Source organism: Hymenobacter terricola, from assembly GCF_017921975.2.
Taxonomy (GTDB): Bacteria; Bacteroidota; Bacteroidia; order Cytophagales; family Hymenobacteraceae; genus Hymenobacter; species Hymenobacter terricola.
Window position 1 is genome coordinate 292,375 of sequence record NZ_JAGEMO020000003.1, and the last position, 18,721, is coordinate 311,095.

The window sequence follows — 18,721 nt, forward strand, 5'->3', positions numbered from 1 at the left end:
GATTATTCCAGCATGAGGCGCTTGGTGAAGGTTTCGGTGCCGGCCCGCACGCCCAGCAGGTACAGCCCCGGCCGGCACCCGCCCGCGTCGAATTCCGCGCGGGTGCCGGCCGGTTGCAACGGCACGAGTTGGCGCAGCACAAGCTGGCCCACGGCGTTGCGCAGCGTGAGCGTAGCCGCGGCCGCACCCGGCACAGCCGGCAGGTTTACTGCGAATCGCTGGTGGGCCGGGTTGGGAAAAATGCTCACCTGAGCCGCCAGCGCGCTGGGTTGGGTAGCCAAGGGACGGTTCTGGTTGAGGCGAATATTGAGGGAGCTCGACGCCCCGGTACCGCTGGCGGGAATAGTCGCCGTAATCAAATCCAGGTCGCCATCCTGGTCAATATCACCTGCCGTCAAGGCGGCTGGGCCCTGGGCAGCCAAAGCGAGGGTGGTACCGGGAGTAAAAGTGCCGCTGCCATCATTGAGCAGCACAATCACCCCCAGGCTGCTGGTTGCCAGAATATCCAGGTCGCCGTCGGCATCGACGTCGGCCAGGTTTGCCTTTCCCAATCCGCCAGTCCCCGGTATCGTTGTGGTTGCGAAACCGCCCGTTCCGTTGTTTACCCCCACCACCACGTTGTACGTGGCATTGTCCAAGGCAACAAAATCAACGTCGTTGTCACCATCAATATCTCCCGCTGACAATCCCACCACCGCCGCCGCAACAGTTCCTCCCAAGGAAAACACCCCTTGTCCATTATTAAGCAGCACTTTGGTGTTGGGGTAATCAGGACTAAGCAGGTCCATATCCCCATCATTATCAACGTCAGCTGGCACCACGGCACCACTGCCAACCGAGCCGCCCGCCACGGTTATGCCATTGGAGAACGCGCCGGTGCCGTTGTTGAATAATACGTCCAGCTTAAAGCCTGGAAATTGCGTTATCAGGTCCTGGTCGCCGTCGCCGTCCACGTCCACCAGCGCCACGCGAGCAGTGTGCGGAACCCCCTGACTAACCCCGTTTAAGATGCTGCCTCCCCCCGCGGTGAAGTTGCCATTCCCGTCGTTCAAACCAAATCCCGCCCCGCCATTTTTACCGTACGCGACGTCGAGGTCCCCATCCCCATCAAGGTCTGCCGTGGCAATTGAACTGAACGACGTTCCAAGGTCTGGACTATCAACGGCAGCGGACAAGCGGGTAAAAGTGCCGGTACCATCATTGAGATAGCGATAAATCCCGGAGCCCTGGCTGGCACTTCCGGAATACCTGCTCCCCTCGTATTGCAGCAAGTCAAGGTCCCCGTCATTGTCCAGGTCGACCATGGTCAGGTCGCTAAGCCCAACATAGCCCACCGCAACATCACTCCCGGCCCCAAAGGCCCCAGTGCCCCCCGTCGCCGCGGCCACAAAGTCGAACACGCGGGACTGGGCCAGGGGCTGGCCGCTGGCATTCCGGGCAGCGGTGGTCAGGGTGGCGTGCACGGTTTCGCCCGCCTGATAGGGGTAGCTGGGCGTGAAGGTGAGCGTATTGCCGCTCACCGTCGCGGTGCCTGTCCGGCCCGTGCGCAAGCCGCCCCGCTGCGCGCCAAACACCTTCAATCCCGTGGTACTGGCCGCATCCAGCGGCTGGCTGAACGTGACGGTCACGGGGCTGGTGCGCGGGGCGTTGCGCAGGTTGGGAGCGGGCGAAATGGCCGTGACCGTGGGCTGGGCCAGGGCCGCGGTGACGCCCAGTAATAACAGAATGGTAATGCCGCCGGAGCGACCAAGCAGTACGCCTGAGTTCATATGATTGGGAAGAAAAACGAATGACGTGCGCAATGTAGCTCACAATATAATATAGCCCCTGTTGATTTTAGCCGTTTTCCGCTCCTGCGTGCTTCTCCTCGCCTTCCAAATCCAGTCCTTCAGCCCGCCCGGTGGCCTCCGGCAACGGCAGGCGCACGGCGGCGCGGTTGCCGGCCGCGCAGCAGGGAATCCTGCTGGGTGCAAGTTGTTCCGGGCCGCACCTTGTATAGCACCCGGAAGTGGTTATACCCCAACGGGCCCAGTCTGTATAGCAACGCTTTTGCGTTGGGCATAAATTACATTGGCATGTACCGCAACGCATGCGTGTTGAGCACTATCCCGCACCGGTATGTACAGTAACACCGTGTGGCTGGCCGCTATCCCGCACCCATACGTATAGTAACATTGTGTGGCTGGGCATAAACTCATACCCCGCCGTATCGCAACACCATGTGGCTGGGCATAACTGGGCATCTCCTTGTATCGCAACCACGGAGTATCACCCTAAAACCGGCCCTACCAGCCCCTACAGCGCCCGCCGAATCCGGTCCTTCAGCCCGCCGGTGGCCTCCAGCAGCGGCAGGCGCACGGCGGCCCCGCACACGCCCAGGGCCTCCAGAGCGGCTTTTACGCCCACGGGATTGCTTTCCTCATACATCAGCGGGTTGAGGGGCAGCAGGCGGAACAGGATGTCGCGGGCCGTGGCAAAGTCGTCGGCCAGGGCGGCGCGGGTCAGCTCGGCGAAGCGCTTGGGAAAGGCATTGGCCATGACGGAAATGATGCCCTCGGCGCCGCAGGCAATGAGCGCGGGCGTGAGCAGGTCATCGCCCGAGAGCAGCAGGAAATCTTTTGGCTTGTGGGCCGCGATGGTCAGGCACTGCTCCATGAGGCCGCTGGCTTCCTTGATGCCGATGATGTTGGGGTGCTGGGCCAGCCGCAGCGTGGTTTCGGCGGTGAGGTTGGACGCCGTGCGGCCGGGCACGTTGTACAGAATAATCGGCACGGGGCTGGCCTCGGCCAGGCGGTGGTAGTGGGCGATGAGGCCGGCCTGGCTGGGCTTGTTGTAGGCGGGGCTGGCCGAGAGCACGGCGGCCACGCCGTGCAGGTCGGTGGTGTGGAACAGCTCTTCGGCGGCGGCCGTGTCGTTGCTGCCGATGCCGTAGACCAGCGGCACGCGGCCGGCCACGTGCTCTTTGGCCACGCGCAACAGCTCGGCTTTCTCGGCGGCGGAGGTGGTGGGCGACTCGCCGGTGGTGCCGTTGATGACGAGGTATTCGACGCCGCCATCGATGCAGAAATCCAGCAGGCGGCGCCAGCCGTCGTAGTCCACCGCAAACGCGGCGGTGAACGGGGTGACCAGGGCCACGCCAGTGCCGTGAAACGCGGGAAGACGGGAGCCAGAATTGTTCATGCCGAGGGTTTGCGGGTTAGTTTTGTGGGCGCAAAAGTAGCGCAATGCGGCCCTTTGTGCGGCATTTGCCTTGGTTTACGATATTCACCCCCCTTCCCTTTTGGTTGCGAAGCCCGGCTTCCCCCGCTTTTTCATGAAATTTACTTCCGCTTCCCTCCTGCTGGCAGCCCTCGCCGTGGCCGCCTGCGACTCCAAAACCGCCACCACCGGCGAAGCCGCCACCAGCACCGCCTCCGTAAAAGCCGAAAACATCGACCCGGCCGCCGCCGAAACCTCCGGGACCAAGGCCACGGCCGCCGACGAGGCCAACGCCACACCCGCCCCCGCCCCCGGCACCATCCCGGCCGCCAAATCCGGCGATGCCGCCGCCATCCTGGCCCGGCCGCAGGTGCCCATCCTCTGCTACCACCAGATTCGGGACTGGACGGCCCGGGACTCCAAGAACGCCAAGGACTACATCACGCCCATCGCCACGTTCAAGGCCCACATCAAGATGCTGGCCGATTCAGGCTACCACACCGTCTCGCCCGACCAGCTTTACGCCTACATGACCACCGGCGCCAAGCTGCCGGCCAAGCCCATCATGCTCACGTTTGATGACACCGACCTTGACCAGTTCACCATCGCCCGCCCCGAGCTGGAGAAGTACGGCTACAAGGCCATGTACTTCGTGATGACCGTGAGCCTGGGCCGCCCCCACTACATGACCAAAGCCATGGTGAAGCAGCTTTCCGACGAAGGCAACATCATCGGCTCGCACACCTGGGACCACCACAACGTGAAGAAATACCAGGGCCAGGACTGGGTAACGCAAATCGACAAGCCCACCAAAACGCTGGAGGACATCACCGGCAAAAAAATCAACTACTTCGCCTACCCCTTCGGCCTCTGGAACGAGCAGGCCTTCCCGGAGCTGAAGAAGCGCGGCTTCGTAGCCGCCTTCTCATTGGCCGAGAAGCGCGACCAGAACGACCCGCTGTTCACCATCCGCCGCATCATCGCCAGCGGCTACTGGACGCCCCGCACCCTGCACACCAGCATCGTGCAGTCGTTCTAGGTAGCCTTCGTTATTAGTTGCTTGTTGTTCGTTGTCTGTTGTTAGAGCGCTGACAACGAACAACAAGCAACTAATAACGAAGGACCCGGCTGACCGTCAAAAAAAGCCCCGTCAGCAGTTGACGGGGCTTTTTTGTATCGGTCAGTAACTCCGGAAATTATTCGTACCGGGACCGCATCAGGGGGTTTTCACACCCGCAGGCCCGTTGGCAGCGGCTGGGGGGCTGATGCTGGCCGGTACCTGGTGCACCACCACCACGTAAGGGTAGTCACCCTTCATCTTGCTGTAAATCGTGGCCTCGAAACCGACGCCCTGGAACCGGATGGCCTCACAGCTGGGGCACGTCACGGGCTGGGCGGTGAGCTTGCGGCTTTTGAGCTCCCGGGTCAACTCGCGCACGCAGTTGGCCTGGGTGGTTTTGAGCACCACGTCCTGGCCGGGGCGCTGCGGCCGCAACGTGAGCCGGGCGGGTGGCAGGGAGCCGCCGTCCGGCGCGGGCACGGTCCAAAACGTCTCGCGCAAAGCAGCCGTGGGACCAGTAAAGGTCCATTCGAAGGTGAGGTGCGCAGTCACGACCTGCGGCGTGGTCAAAGCCGTCGGCTCGGTCCCAATGGCCAGCAGGTCCGACAGCCCCAGGCACTGGGCTCGCAATGACGGCGCCGCCGCTCCTTGCCAAAGGAGCAGCAGCAGGATAACAAGAATTCGCATGGGTGGGAAATAGAGGTCAAAGGTCGGTATTTCAGTCGATAGACAAAAATGCAGCCGGATATAAACCCCAATTTAAAGATTGGTATAGAAGTTATCCGCGGGCTAATGAAGTTGCCTTCCACTAGCCCGCGGGCAATGCCACCAAACAGGAGCTGAGGGCACATTTTAGTGCATCATCAGCTCAGTACAATCTTATCAATTCCACCCCGTTTTTGTTGCGGCGTTCGGAAACGACCGAAACCGAGTCCCCTTACCGCGATTTCGTGGTCAAGCCACGAGGCAATGCCTGGAAATAAGGCCCGAATGCACTTAAAATAACGACCCCTGCTGGCCCGGCCCAGCCGGAACAACCGGGTTTTCAGCGGCAGAATCCCTAACCTCGGGCGCTTCGGTGGCAGTGGGCAACAAGGCCATCAGGTCGGTTTCCGAAATGATGGGTACTTTGAAGCCCAGGGCCTTTTCGCGCTTGGCGGGGCCCATGTTGTCGCCGGCCACGAGGTAGCTCAGCTTCTTGCTGATAGACCCCGTAATTTTGCCACCGTTGGAGATAATGAGCTGCTGCAGCTCGTCGCGGCTGTGCTGCTCGAATACGCCGGACAGAACGAACGTGAGGCCCGCTAGCCGGTCGGAAGCCGGCACCGGGGCCTCGCCGGTTACGGCCAGCTGCACGCCGGCCTGGCGCAGCCGCTCCACCAGCGCACGGTTTTCGGGCTGCTGAAACCAATAGGCCGCAGCCACGGCAATCACGCCGCCCACTTCGGGCACGGCCGCCATTTCTTCGGCCGAAGCTGCCATAATTGCCTCGATGCTGCGGTAGTGCGCCGCCAGCTTCTGGGCCACCGTTTCGCCCACGTAGCGGATGCCCAGCCCAAACAGCACGCGCGGAAACGGCACCTGCTTGCTGACCTCGATGCCGGCAATGAGGTTGTCGATGCTCTTTTGGCCGAGGCGCTCCAGCGTCACCAGCTCGGGGCGGCGGGCCGGCAGGTCGTAGATGTCGGCGGGCGTCGTCACCATGTTTAAGTCGAAGAAGCGGCCCACGGTTTCAGCCCCCAGGCCGTCGATGTTCAAGGCTTTGCGCGACACATAATGCTCCAGGCGGGCCTTGAGCTGGGGCGGGCAGCCCCGCTCGTTGGGGCAGCGGAAATGGGCCTCGCCTTCGGGGCGGACCAGCGGCGTACCGCAGGCCGGGCACTCCGTGGGAAAGCGAATGGGCACGGCGTGGACCGGGCGGGCGCTCAGGTCCACCCCGGTGATTTTGGGAATGATTTCGCCGCCTTTCTCCACGTACACCAAGTCGCCGAGGCGCAGGTCCAGGGCTTCTATCTGGTTGGCGTTGTGCAGGGTGGCGCGCTTCACCACGGTGCCGGCCAGGGGCACGGGCGTGAGCAGGGCCACCGGCGTCACGGCCCCGGTGCGGCCCACGTTGTAGATAACTTCATTGAGGCGGGTGCGGGCGGCCTCGGCCGGGTACTTGTAGGCAATGGCCCAACGCGGGCTTTTGGCGGTGTAGCCCAGCTGGTCCTGCTGCCGCAAATTATCCACTTTGATGACGATGCCATCGGTGGCCACGGGCAGGTCGAAGCGTTTTTTGGCCCAGTAGTGCACAAAATCCAACACTTCGGTGATGCTGGTCGCCCGCCGCCAAGTGTCCGACACCGGCAGGCCGTAGCGGGTCAGGGCCTCCAGCGCGGCGCTGTGGCTGGCGAAGTGGCGGCCCGGCGTGAGCAGCGAGTAGGCGTAAAACCGCAGCTTGCGGGCAGCCACCTGGGCCGAATTCTGCAGCTTGAGGGTGCCGCTGGCGGCGTTGCGCGGGTTGGCCAGCAGGGCTTCGCCGTTTTGCTCGCGCTCGGTGTTCAGCTCTGCAAAAACGGGCAGCGGCAGAAATACCTCACCCCGCACCTCGAAGTCCAGGGGCTGGTCGGGGCCGGGGCGCAGGGCCAGCGGCAGGGTCTTGATGGTGCGTACGTTGGCCGTCACCACGTCACCGCGGGTGCCATCGCCGCGGGTCACGCCCTGGGTCAGCTGGCCGTGCTCGTAGGTGAGGCTCATGGCCACGCCGTCAATTTTCAGCTCGCAGACGTAGGCGTAGAGCGCGCCTTCGAGGCCCTTCTGCACCCGCTCATCAAACTCCCGCAGGTCGTCTTCCGAGTAGGTATTGCCCAGGCTGAGCATGGGGTAGCGATGCACCGCCGTGGGAAACTGCTTGGTGATGGTGCCGCCCACGCGGCGGGTGGGCGAGTTGGGCAGGACCAGGTCCGGGTATTCGGTTTCGAGCTGCTGCAGCTCGGCCAGCAGCTGGTCGAATTCCTGGTCCGGAATCTCCGAGATATCGAGCTGGTAATATTGGTGGTTGAGGTGGTGCAGGCGCTCGGTGAGGGCGTGAATGCGGTGCTGAACGGCGGAAAAATCGGGCATGGAGGTGGTTCGGTGGGGCGTTAAACGGAACGTCATGCTGAGCTTGCCGAAGCATCTCTACCGCAACACTAAATCTAATTAGTTGCGCGGTGGAGATGCTTCGGCAAGCTCAGCATGACGTCCGGATTTTTTCAGGTGCTACTAATTCCGTACTAAAACGCCGTCGGCCAGAAAAGTCAGCTGCTGCTCGTCCTGCGTGATGGCCGCAATCTCCTGGTCCGACTTGCCGGCGTCTTTGGCGTAGTGCTGCAGCTCGGCTTTGGGCACGGTGCTGCGGTAAGCCCAGCCACTCACCACCACGTCGTGGCCGCTGAGGTCTTTCGGCACGAAAAACGCGTAATCCCGGAAGCGGACGCGCATTTCCTTGCCGTCGGCGGTGGGCAGCGTCATCCAGCAGCCTTTGGCCTGGCACACGGCCGAGGCCTTGCCCGCTACTTTCACCTGGGCCGAATCGCGGGCATTCAGGGCCACGCCGAGGGCGCTCACGGGCACGGCACCGTCGGGGCTGATGACTGCGCCGTAGGTTTGGCCGGGGGCCACGGGGGCAATGCTGGTATTGCCGGGGCGCTCCTCGCCTTCCTCCTCTTCCTGGTTCGATTCGTTGCCGGTCCCGCTGCCCTTGGGCACGCTGGAATCGTGGCCGTTCACCTCTTTCTGGCCTTGCGGCACGGGCAGCACGGGGTTAATCGGGGCCGAAGGGAAGAAGCGTACCAGCACCAGAATGGCGACCAATACACCAACAAACGAGAGGATAAATTTCATGACTTGGGAGGTTGAGAATAACACTCAAAGATTAAGAACCAGGCGAAGAATCGGGCTTTTGACCTTCTCCTGCCTCTTAAAGTCGCGGCAACCTACTGGGCGATATCCACGGCCCGGCCCAGCTTGCGGATGTAGGCCATCCGGCGCTCCGAACCACCGGCGCCCAGGTAATCGAACCCCACCGTGGCGGGGTCATCGCGCAGGGCCGACCAGGTTTTGGAATCTACTTCGGCGGGCTGCTCGGCCCCGGCCGGAATGGCCGGCTGGGTGAAATGGCCATCGGCAAAGAAGTTGTTCATGCCCTGTAGAATCGCAATTTCCTGCTCGCGCACGCTGGCCGACTGCGCATCGGTAAGGTCGGAGTGGCTGAGGAGGGCGCGGGCAGGCAGTACCTCGTGGCGCAGGGTATCGCCTTTGCTGCTGATGATGATGAGGTGGGCCTGGGAGGTGAGCACGCGCGGGCCACGCAGCTGCAACACAAACTGGTCCTGGGTTTTGGAGTCGGAAAAGGAGTGCGATGCCGTCACGGTATTGAGCACTGTTTTGTTGCCGATGCGGGCGCGGGAGCCGGCGGGCGGCGGCGTGTAGGTGGCGTGCGGGTCGACGGTAGAGTTGCTGACTTCGCGCTCGGTGCTCACGCAGGAAGCGAGTTCCAGGGTAAGCGTGGCGGCGGTGAGGCAGAGGGCAGAAAGTCGGACTATCAGGGTTTTCATAAATAGCTGGCGACCCAAAAGGGAATTGGGCTCACAAAGGTAAGGCGGGAAAATGGGGCCGTAAAGATTGAGCTGCAACCAGCGCAATACCCGGCTATTGGGATTTTACGACAAAGCTCAGGCATTGGGTTTGCCACCGGCCCAATTCAGGCTCAGAACAGGCCCACTTCGACCCCCAGCAGCCAGTGGGGCAGCTCGGGCCAGGCAGAGTAGCTTGGGCCAAAGGCCGGCGACACCCGGTAGCGCGCCGTGAGGGCGTAGCGGTCCATGCCCAGGCGGGCGCCCAAACTGCCGGTCCAGCGGCGCAGGTACGGGAGGCCACGCTCCGTCGTTTCCACCGAGCCAATGCCGGGCCCCGGGTCGTCCTCGGTGGTGTGGCTGGTGGCGGCCACCCAGCCTCCGCCGGCCAGCAGGTCGAGGTAGCTCCCCACGGCATTGCCCCGCCGGCCCGCGTTCAGGCGCACGCTGGCTTCGGAATACACTTCGTGCAGGCCAAAGTTTTCGCTCTGGTGCAGGGCGGGCGTGGGAATGGTTTTCTGGCCGTTTTGCGCCAGGCCGTAGCGCCGGTAGGCGTAGCCCAGGTCGAGGTTGAGGGCCAGGGCTTGATTGAGCCGGAGCTTGAGCCGGCCGCCGCCGCGCACCTCCGCCGAGGACGGACCGTGGTGCAGGGCCGCTCCGGCCGGCCCGGCCACCAGCCCATAGCCCAAATAGACGTGGCCAAAATAGCGGCGATTGGGCCCAAACGTGGTTTTCACGGTGTCGTCGGCCACGTTGGCGTGCACCAACACCTGCTGCGCCCGGGCCGCCAGGGCACTGCCGGCAACCAGCAGGGCGGCTACTATCGCGGCCTTCTTTCCGGAAAATGGCGCCTTGCTCACCCGCAAATGGCGAAGTATTGAGGAGAAATTCATCGTTCCGAATAAGTCCCGGTGTAGCCTTTGAAATGCACCCGCAGCACGTCGCCGCCGCGCAGCAGGCGGCGCGGCACCTGCACCACCAGGCGCTGGGTTACGGCGCGGGTTTCGTAGCGGTGCAGCACGCCGCGGCGGTCGGCCAGGTTCCAGTAGAGGTAGGCGGGGTAGTTGGGTTCGGGCAGCGAAGCCAAAGACGCCGCGCCCGGCGGCACGGGCTGCTCGTGGCCCACGCGCGGCACCGATTCACTGGCCGAGGCTTTGGGGTCGGCTACTTCGGGGGCGGCTTGCAGGGCCGCTTCGCTTTGGTCGGCCACCAGCGGCAGGGATTCGGCGGGGCGCAGGGCGGCCTCGGGCCGAATGATGACGGCCACGAGGCTGTCGTGGGGCACGAAATCGAAGGTGGGCACGGCGGCCGGGGACTGCGGCAGCTCCGGGTGCACAGCAAAGTGGTGGAAGCGCGGGCGGCCGTAGCCGTGGGCGTAGTCGAAATACGGGTACAGCTCCGCCGATTTTTCCAGGCCCTGAAACAGCTGCATGGCCGTGAGCTTGCGGTTTTGCTGCCACATGCAGGCCGCGAAACCGGCCACCAGCGGCGAGGAAAACGACGTACCTTCCAGCCGCTCGTAGTCGTCGGGAGTGGTGGTGAGCACAATGCCGAACGCCGCCAGGTTGGGCTTGGGGCGCCGGTCGGCGGTGGGGCCGTAGGAGCTGAAATCGACGTGCAGGCCGGTTTCGGGGTCGAGCCCGCCAATGGCCAGGGCCGAGTCGGCGTCAGCGGGCGTGCCGATGCGCACCCAGTCGTTGTCGCCGTCGTTGCCGGCGGCGCTCACCACCAATATGCCCTTGCGCGCCGCCAGGTTGGCGGCCCGCGAAATGAGGCTGCGGTGGCCGTCCATCAGCTCCGGGAAATAGCGCTGCTCGGTGTACGCCAGCGAAGAATTGATGATGTCGGCCCCGAGGCGGTCGGCCCATTCCACGGCGGCCAGCCAGGCTTCTTCTTCGGCGTAGCGCTCCCGGTTTAGCTGCTCGGTGCGGGCCAGGAGGTACTCGGCGGCCGGCGCCAGGCCCAGGGCCGAGCCCAGCGTGCCGTCGATGCCGGCCGGCAGGCGGCCGGCGAGGCAGCCCATTACTTCGGTGCCGTGGCTACCGCTGTGGTACACGTCGGCGCGGTTTTTCAGGAAATCATGGGTAGCCACGATGCGCTTGCCCGCAATCAATTCGCGGAAGGCCGGGTGGTCCGGCAGCCCGCGAAAGCCCACGTCGAACACCGCGATGCGCAGGCCCCGACCGTCCAGGCCCGCGGCGCGCAGCGCGGGGCCGTCGAGGTGGGCCGTCTGGCGGCGGGCCAGCAGGTAGTCGTTGGCCGAAATGGGCGGCTTGGGTGGTTGGGCACCTGGTTTGCTGGTCGTGCTGTTGGCAGGCGACACTTCGGCCGCCTCCACGTCGCGCCGGGGCCACAGCTGCACGGTGCGAATGCCAGGCACCGTCCGCAACGCCGTGGCCTGCGCCGCCGTGGCCCGGCACGCCACCGCGTTGAACCAGCGGCTCACCAGCGTCACCGTATCGACCCGTGCCGTGATGGCCGCCAGGTAATCGGTTCGCACGGACAGGTCGGTGGCCTCGTAGGCGGGCAAGTGCTGGCGAGCCCGGCGGGCCCGCGCCGCTGGCGTAAAATACTGCTTTGGGTTGAAGCGGACGCCGTTTTTGTCGTTTAGCGTAATCCAGTAGCGGGCGGTAGCAGTGGCGTGGGGCGGCACCCCAGTGGGCGGAGCCTGCGCGGCAGCGGGCCGCACCGCGCCCAACAGCACCAGGCCTAGCCCGCCGGCGCGGCAAGACGGTGCCAAATGGCTCCAAATGGCAGTAAACAAAGGAAGAAAGTACATAGAATTGCCCCAAAGATAACCCCAGCCGGTGGCGCCCGTTTTAATGCTGGTCCGTTCGGGCTGCATTTGTTTTTTTAACCCTGCATCCATCATGTTTTTTCGCTTCTCTCCCACCCTCTTACTCGGGGCCGCGCTGCTGGCGCTGCCCGGCTGCAACCAAAAAGAAATTGCCGCCTTGCAGCAGCAAAATGCCGAGCTCACCAAATCGCGCGACCAGCTTACCCTGGAAAAAAGCGCCCTGGCCAACGATAAAACCCGCAACGAAGAAGCCCTCCGAAATTCGCTACTCAATAAAAACCAACAGGTTAATCAACTAAATCAAAACCTGGGTGATGCGGAAACCGACATCAAAAACAAGGACGCCGACCTGCAAAGCAAAAACGCCCGCATCGCCGACCTGCAGAATGCCTTGGCGCAAAAAGACGCGGCAACCAAAGCCCTCCGCCAACGCGTTTCCGACGCCCTGCTGGGTTTCAATGCCCAGGACCTGCAGGTGAGTGTGAAGAATGGCAAGGTGTACGTGTCGCTCTCGGAGCAGCTGCTTTTCAAATCGGGCTCGACCAAAGTGGACCCCAAGGGCCAGGATGCTCTGCGCAAGCTGGCCATGGCCCTCAAGGATAACAAGGACGTGAACGTGCTGGTGGAAGGCCACACCGACAATGTGCCCATCAAAGGCACTACCGCCAGCGGGGCCCGCGACAACTGGGACCTGAGCGTGATGCGCGCCACCGAAATCACCCGTCTGCTGACTACCGCCGGCATGGACCCCGCTCAGGTGACGCCCTCGGGCCGCGCCGAGTTCCTGCCCATTGCCGCCAACGACACCCCCGCCAACAAGGCTCTGAATCGCCGCACCGACATCATCCTCACGCCAAAACTGGATGAGCTGTTCTCGATTCTGAACCAGAACTAGGGCATTGGGGGTCACTGAGGCTAACGAAACAGCCCGCCGTGCAAAAGCACGGCGGGCTGTTCAACTTTATGCACACAATACTCAGGATGACAGACTGATTACATACTACAGGCCGTATTTGCTCAGCAGGTAAATCAGCGAAGCCATGCTGGCGCCGCCCAATTCCAGCTCGCGGCGGTTCACTTTGTCGAACGTGTCGGCTGCCGTGTGGTGGATGTCGAAGTAGCGCTGTGAGTCGCAATCGTAGCCGATGAGGGCTTTGGGGTGCACGGCGGCTTGCAGGGGCTCGATGTCGGTGCCAGCGTGGCCCGGAGTAATATCGGCGGCGTGGTAGGGCAGCAGCAGCGGCGCCCACCGGGCTATTTTGGCCACGGTGGCGGGGTCGGCCTCAATGTTGAAGCCGCGGGGCGTGAAGCCGCCGCCGTCCGACTCGATGGCGGCGAGGTGGGTTTCCTTGTTTTGGGTGGCCAGGCGGGCGTATTCGTTGCCGCCGCGGGTGCCGTTTTCTTCGTTCATGAACAGCACGGCGCGCACCGTGCGCTCGGGCTTGAAGCCGGTGGCGTGCAGCAGGCGCAGGGCTTCCATGCTCTGCACCACGCCGGTGCCGTCGTCGTGGGCACCTTGGGCGAGGTCCCACGAATCGAGGTGGCCGCCCACGGTGATGATTTCCTGCGGGAATCTGCTGCCCTTGATTTCGCCCACCACGTTGTAGCTTTTCTCGTCGGGTAGGGTGAGGCACTCCATTTCCAGCTCAAACTGCAGGTCGGGGTTGGCCTTGAGCAGCTGGCTGAGCTGGTCGGCGGCGTTGGTGCTGAGGGCCGCGCCGGGCACTTTGGTCACGCCCTCGGCGTAGCGCATGGTGCCGGTGTGCGGGTTGTCGTCGCGGGCGCTGGTCATGGAGCGCACCAGGGCCCCCACGGCCCCGCGCTTAGCGGCCTCAATGGCCCCGAGGGCGCGCTGGTCCACGGCCCCGCCGTAGGCCGTGCCGGGCTCGATGAGGGCGTCGTTGAAGGGCCGATTATAAAACACAAACTTGCCTTTCACGGCCGCCTCGGGCAGCTTTTTCACTTCGTCGAGGCTGTGCACCTCCACCACGCCGGCCTTGAGCTTGCCGCCCGTGCCCACCGAGCCGCCCAGGGCGCACACCGGCACCCGGATGCCTTTGTCCTTGTTGCCCACGATTTCGCCCCGCTCCTTGCTGCCGCGCACCCAGTGCGGCACCATCACCTCCTGCAAATACACACGGTCAAACCCCGCTTTTTCCATGGTGGCCTTGCCCCATTCCACGGCCTGCTGGGCCTGGGGCGAGCCCGACAGCCGCGGCCCGATGGTGCCCGTGAGGTAGCGCAGGTTGTCGTAGCTCTCGCCGCGCAGCAGGGCTTCGTCGAAGATTTTGCGCAGCGCCAGCGAGTCGGTGCGGTCGGCATTGGCGGCGGCGGCCGGCGCGGGGGCGGCTTTGGTGGGTTTCGGGGCGCGTTGCGCGTGGGCGGGGGCCCACCCGGCCAGCGCGGCCACGGCCGCCAGCGCGGCGCGGCGGCACCAGGCCGCGGAAAGAATTTCGGTCATAGGGCAGAAGTCGAAACCCGGTATTTTGGGGCTTCGCTGCGAAAGTACGCGGCCGGGCCCGGCCCGGCCTACAAAACCGTGCTAAAGCCGGCCCCCTCCTGCCCCGACGCCGGCGCCGGTTACTGAATTTTCCCCGGGCCCAGCCACCGGGCCACCGGGTAGCGGTTGTGGCCAGGCTCGTGGTACGCCGAGTTCAGGTACACCCATTCCAGCTGGGCGGGGCCGTTGGCGGCAAAGGCGGGGTTTTGCTGCCGGAGCGTTTCCAGGCGCTGGCGCAGGGCGGGGTCGCGGCGCAGCAGGTCGGCGGCGAGGTCCTCAAACACGTAGTCGGAGTAGTGCTCTTTCTGCTGCAACACGCTGTCGAAAAAGCCCCAGGCGAAGAACGAGTCGGTGGCCTGCGGCTCCAGCGTTTCCACGAGGTAGCGCACCGGCGCGGCCCCGCTCAGGTACACCACCAGGTCGCCCGGCTGGAAGGCCACGGTTTCCGTTTTGGTTTGCACCTGCACCTGGCTGTGCACGTAGTGGCCCTCGAACGGCTTGGGCGTGGTCTTGAAATCGGTGAAATAATAGACTTCCACGGGCGCGGTCACGTCGTGGGCCAGCGGTTCCAGCGTCGCACCGTTGCGGCGTAGGATGTCGGCCACTTCCACCCAGGCTTTGGGGATGATGTATGCCGCGGGCCGGCCGGCCGTGGTGGTGGGCAGGAAGGTATTGAAATACGGCACGGGCCGGGTGAAGGGCGCGGCACGGTCGTAGTACAGGCGGGGCTGGCCGCTCACGTCGCTGGGCTTGGTGCGGCCCTCGTAGCCGCGAAACTGCACGGTTTCGTGCTGGGAATCGTCCAGCGCCCAGGTGAGGGGGAAGGTGGTTTGGGCGGCCATACCGGCGGTGGCGGCGGCACGGGCGGCGGCCAGCGCGGCGGCCTGCTGGCCCACGGTTTCGAGCATGGTTTGCAGGAAATCATAGGTCGAGTGCACGCGGGGCGCGAAGGCCTTCAGCATGTGCGTTTCGGGCATGAAGCCGATGGTGTTGAACAGGGCCGCGTAGCCGGTGGAGTAGCGCGGCGTTTCGAGAAAAGCCTGGAGGCCGCTCTCGGGCGTCTGGCCTTCAAAGTCCACGTAGGGCGTCATGGGCCACTTTTTCTGCTCCATGCCTTTGTACAGCGCGGGCAGCAGCTGGCCCTGCAGGTACGTGCCCAGCGCCGGGGCCAGCTTGCTGTGCTGGGTGGCAATGAGCGTCATCGTATACTGATAATCGGCCCCGTTGGAGGTGTGGGTTTCCACGAACACATCGGGCTGCCACTTCTGAAACAGCGCCGCGAACGAGCGGGCATTGCGCGACTCCTGCTTGATGTAGTCGCGGTTCAAATCGAGGTTGCGCGCATTGCCCCGGAAGCCGTAGGCGGCCGGCCCGTTCTGGTTCACGCGGGTGGTGGCGTTGCGGTTCAGCATCCCATCGATGTTGTAGACGGGCACGATGACGACGGTAACCTGCACCAGCAGCTTCTGCAGCGATTTTTGCTGCATCAGGTCGCGGGCCAGCATCATACTGGCGTCGATGCCCTCCGGCTCGCCGGGGTGAATGCCGTTTTGGATGAACAGGATGCGGCGGTTTTTCCGCCGGGTGCTGGCTGGGTCGGCGTCGCCGTCGGCGCTCAGCACCACTTCGTGCAGGGGCAGGCCGGCGTCGGTGGGGCCGGCCTCGGCCAGGTGCAGATGCTGAGGGTAAGCCGCCGCCAGCTTCTGGTAATAGCCGATGCACTCGGCGTAAGTGGCCGTGGTGTTGCCGGCGGGGTCGTTTTCGAAGGGCGTGCGCCAGGCGGGGGCCGGCACGGGCGGCGGGGAAGCAAGGGTCATCAGCGAGGCAAGAAGAAAAAGCATAGTAGCGCGAACTTTGTAGTTCGTGTTCCCGAACGATGCGCAAGCGGCTCGGAAACGCGAGCTGCAAAGTTCGCGCTCCGGCGCGCTACTATTCACTTCCGGCCCCGAATGCCACCCTTACCTTTGCCCGCTCCTCACTTCTCACGCCCCGCTTCAAGTTGAAAAAGCCCCTCATTCTCGTCTCCAACGACGACGGCATCACCGCCCCCGGCATCCGCCACCTCGTCGAAACCGTGCTGGCCCTGGGCGCGGAAGTTGTCGTGGTCGCCCCCGATGCCCCCCAGTCGGGCATGGGCCACGCCATCACCATCGGCCACCCCCTGCGCCTCACCAAAAACCCGGTTTTCGGCCCGAATGTCGAAGCCTACGAGTGCTCCGGCACCCCGGCCGACTGCGTAAAAATCGCCAAGCACTACGTCCTCAAAGACCGCACCCCCGACCTCGTCGTGTCCGGCATCAACCACGGCTCCAATGCCTCGGTGAACGTGCTGTACTCCGGCACCATGTCGGCCGCCATTGAGGCCGCCATTGAGGGGCTGCCCGCCGTGGGCTTCTCGCTCTGCGAATATGGCCCGAACGCCGATTTCTCGCACGTAGCCGAGTGGGTGACCCAAGTGTGCCGCCACGCCCTCGACCACGGCGTGCCCGCCGGCACCGCCCTCAACGTGAACATTCCCAAGAAGTCGGCCACGCCCATTGCCGGCCTGCGCCTGGCCCGCCAGGCCCGCGCCAAGTGGCAGGAGGAATTTGACCGCCGCCTCGACCCCTACCAGCGCCCCTACTACTGGCTCGTGGGCTCGTTTCTGAACCTCGACTCCGGCACCGACACCGACGAGTGGGCCCTGGCCAACAACTACGTGTCGGTGGTGCCCTGCCAGTTCGACCTCACCGCCGCCCACGGCCTCGCCCACCTCAGTACGCAGTGGCAGTTGCCCCTGCCCGTGGCCACCGAGGCGGCCGCCCCGCCCCAGCCCGTGGCCGCGCAGGACTACGGCGTGGCCGCCCAGGAGTAAGGCGCCAATGTGCCGCGCACAAAAAATCCCCGGCTAGCTGGCCGGGGATTTTTTGTGCGCGAGGGCCGGGGCTTTGTGCCGGCTGGTGGAGGCCGGCGGCGGGCCCGGCACGGGGCGCACCGTTTTGGGGGGCGTAGTGGGGTACGCGGCTTTGCGCACCACCACCGTGGGGGCCGCTTGCAGCGGGTGCAGCAGGGTGCTGCGGTGCAAGGCCACTACTTCGGCCCCGACGGCAACTACCAGCACCAGCAGCAGGCTGGTTAGTAAGAATTTAAGGAGGTTGCGCACGGATAGTTTGATTACCGCCCGAAGTTAAATCTGCACCTATGAAGGCGGCATGAACCCCGCGGCAACGCCGACGGTGGGGCCAAAATCGAGGACAAACACCGTGCCTTTATCGACCTCCGATTCGGCCCGTAGCGTGGCGCCATGGAAGCCGGCAATGGTTTTGGCAATGGGCAGGCCCAGCCCGTAGCCTTCCGGCGAGTTGGGCGCGTTGGCGTGGAAGCGCCGGAACCGGTCGAACAGGTAAGGCAGGTGGTCGGGGGCAATGCCGAGGCCGGTGTCTTCCACCCGCAGCGTGTAGCCGCCGTTGGCTATCGGCCTTCCAATTACGTGAATGTGCCCGCCCTCGCGGTTGTATTTCACGGCATTCGAGAGCAGGTTGCGCAGGAGCGTGTGCAGGAGGCTGGCGTTGGCGTGGGGCCGCACGTCGTCGCCGCTCAGGTCGACGGCGAGGGAGATGTCGCGCTGCTGGCGGCGGTCGTCCAGCTCTTCGGCCACGTCGGCCACCACGTCGGAGAGGCGCACGGGCTCGTCGCGCAGGTACTGCTCGTTTTCGATGTTGGCGATGAGCAGCAGGGTGCGCACGGTGTTGCGCAGGCGGTAGAGCGTGCGCTGCGATTCCACGATTTGGTGGGCGTGCGGCTCGGGCAAGGTCGGGTCCTGGAGCATGTTCTCGAAGCGCGACTGCAGGATGCTGACCGGGGTCAGCAGCTCGTGGCTCACGTTGCTCATGAACTCCCGCTCCTTGGCAAACGCCGACTGCACCTGCCGCATCAGCGAGTTCAACCGGTCATCGAGCCGGCGGAAGTCAGTGGTATCGGTGTCAATGGGTTTAAACTGAAAATCGGACGGCTGCCGGATGCCCCGCAGCTTGCGCACAATCAGCTCCCGCAGCGGGGCCAGCAGGTAGTGCGCAAAGGCCGCATCGGAGAGCACCGTGAGCAGCGAGGCCGCCACCAGCACCCACAGCGCCAGCCGGCGCAGCGTGCCCGTGAGCAGCTCCACGGTGTCGAGCGACGACCCAATTTCCAGCCGAAAGGCCCGCTGCCCCGGCACCCCGGGCGGCCGCGCAAACGTCAGAATCCGAAAGTCTTCCACCTGCTGGTCTACCTGCCGGGGCTCTTCGGTGATGCGCTCGGCGGGCAGCGGCGCCCCGGCGGGCAGCGGCGTCACGGTGATGTACTCCTGCTTGAAAATGTTGTAGTCGGCGTAGGTTTCGGCGCGCTCGCCCCGCTCAAAGGCCTGCAGGCCATCGCGGGCGATGAGGGCCAGCACCCGGTGCTGCTTGTCGCGCAGGCGCTGGTCGGTGTGGGCCACGGCCACCCGCTGCACGATGGGCGGAATCACCAGCGCCCCCAGCAGCACCAGCAGCAGCTTGGAAAGGGCGTTGGAAAGGGCAAGCTTGGCTTCTAATCTCATGCGGATTCGG

General features: G+C 64.4%; 15 protein-coding genes. 3 read left to right on the forward strand and 12 right to left on the reverse strand.

All coding sequences use genetic code 11. The annotated features are described in order from the left end of the window. Window positions 1-2: 2 nt before the first annotated feature. Both J4G38_RS04470 and dapA read right to left on the reverse strand, forming a co-directional pair. Window positions 3-1,769 (reverse strand): FG-GAP-like repeat-containing protein, encoded by a 1,767-nt coding sequence (locus J4G38_RS04470; protein WP_210515188.1) that lies wholly within the window; start codon window positions 1,767-1,769, stop codon window positions 3-5. Between the two features lie 526 nt (window positions 1,770-2,295). Then, a complete protein-coding gene (gene dapA, locus J4G38_RS04475; protein WP_210515186.1) occupies window positions 2,296-3,180 on the reverse strand; it encodes a 4-hydroxy-tetrahydrodipicolinate synthase in 885 nt (294 codons plus the stop codon). Between the two features lie 133 nt (window positions 3,181-3,313). Between dapA and J4G38_RS04480 the strand changes: the two genes are divergently transcribed. Next, window positions 3,314-4,237, forward strand: a complete 924-nt coding sequence (locus J4G38_RS04480; RefSeq protein WP_210515183.1) for a polysaccharide deacetylase family protein — start codon at window positions 3,314-3,316, stop codon at window positions 4,235-4,237. A gap of 177 nt (window positions 4,238-4,414) precedes the next feature. Here the strand turns inward: J4G38_RS04480 and J4G38_RS04485 are convergent, their stop codons facing one another. The 6 genes from J4G38_RS04485 to J4G38_RS04510 form a co-directional block, all read right to left on the reverse strand. Continuing rightward, complete coding sequence (locus tag J4G38_RS04485; protein ID WP_210515180.1) at window positions 4,415-4,945, reverse strand: hypothetical protein; 531 nt, start codon at window positions 4,943-4,945, stop codon at window positions 4,415-4,417. Window positions 4,946-5,254: 309 nt separating this feature from the next. Further along, the gene (ligA, locus tag J4G38_RS04490; RefSeq protein WP_210515178.1) at window positions 5,255-7,363 is read right to left on the reverse strand and encodes an NAD-dependent DNA ligase LigA; all 2,109 of its coding nucleotides are present in this window, start codon (window positions 7,361-7,363) and stop codon (window positions 5,255-5,257) included. 141 nt (window positions 7,364-7,504) lie between these two features. Further along, a complete protein-coding gene (locus J4G38_RS04495) occupies window positions 7,505-8,125 on the reverse strand; it encodes a DUF4920 domain-containing protein (protein ID WP_210515175.1) in 621 nt (206 codons plus the stop codon). Window positions 8,126-8,217: 92 nt separating this feature from the next. Next, window positions 8,218-8,838 carry a hypothetical protein gene (locus tag J4G38_RS04500; RefSeq protein ID WP_210515172.1) on the reverse strand — a complete coding sequence of 207 codons (621 nt, stop codon included), beginning with the start codon at window positions 8,836-8,838 and terminating at the stop codon, window positions 8,218-8,220. A 152-nt stretch (window positions 8,839-8,990) separates the two neighbouring features. Then, window positions 8,991-9,749, reverse strand: coding sequence for a hypothetical protein (locus tag J4G38_RS04505; protein ID WP_210515170.1), 759 nt, complete (start codon window positions 9,747-9,749; stop codon window positions 8,991-8,993). Then, window positions 9,746-11,620: a S8 family serine peptidase gene (locus tag J4G38_RS04510; protein WP_210515167.1), complete on the reverse strand. Its 1,875-nt coding sequence runs from the start codon at window positions 11,618-11,620 to the stop codon at window positions 9,746-9,748. The genes J4G38_RS04505 and J4G38_RS04510 overlap by 4 nt, the downstream gene beginning before the upstream one ends. 106 nt (window positions 11,621-11,726) lie before the next feature. Here J4G38_RS04510 and J4G38_RS04515 point away from each other — a divergent pair, with 106 nt between their 5' ends. Then, window positions 11,727-12,548: an OmpA family protein gene (locus J4G38_RS04515; RefSeq protein ID WP_210515165.1), complete on the forward strand. Its 822-nt coding sequence runs from the start codon at window positions 11,727-11,729 to the stop codon at window positions 12,546-12,548. 105 nt (window positions 12,549-12,653) lie between these two features. Here the strand turns inward: J4G38_RS04515 and J4G38_RS04520 are convergent, their stop codons facing one another. After that, complete coding sequence (locus J4G38_RS04520) at window positions 12,654-14,114, reverse strand: M20/M25/M40 family metallo-hydrolase (RefSeq protein ID WP_210515162.1); 1,461 nt, start codon at window positions 14,112-14,114, stop codon at window positions 12,654-12,656. A 119-nt stretch (window positions 14,115-14,233) separates the two neighbouring features. Beyond that, window positions 14,234-15,970 (reverse strand): M14 family zinc carboxypeptidase, encoded by a 1,737-nt coding sequence (locus J4G38_RS04525; RefSeq protein WP_226163147.1) that lies wholly within the window; start codon window positions 15,968-15,970, stop codon window positions 14,234-14,236. Between the two features lie 182 nt (window positions 15,971-16,152). Between J4G38_RS04525 and surE the strand changes: the two genes are divergently transcribed. Next, window positions 16,153-17,007: a 5'/3'-nucleotidase SurE gene (gene surE, locus J4G38_RS04530; protein WP_210515158.1), complete on the forward strand. Its 855-nt coding sequence runs from the start codon at window positions 16,153-16,155 to the stop codon at window positions 17,005-17,007. 33 nt (window positions 17,008-17,040) lie between these two features. On the opposite strand, the gene J4G38_RS04535 is transcribed toward surE, so the two are convergent. Then, a complete protein-coding gene (locus J4G38_RS04535; RefSeq protein ID WP_210515156.1) occupies window positions 17,041-17,295 on the reverse strand; it encodes a hypothetical protein in 255 nt (84 codons plus the stop codon). A 36-nt stretch (window positions 17,296-17,331) separates the two neighbouring features. Beyond that, window positions 17,332-18,711 carry a sensor histidine kinase gene (locus J4G38_RS04540; RefSeq protein ID WP_210515154.1) on the reverse strand — a complete coding sequence of 460 codons (1,380 nt, stop codon included), beginning with the start codon at window positions 18,709-18,711 and terminating at the stop codon, window positions 17,332-17,334. Between the last annotated feature and the right edge of the window lie 10 nt (window positions 18,712-18,721).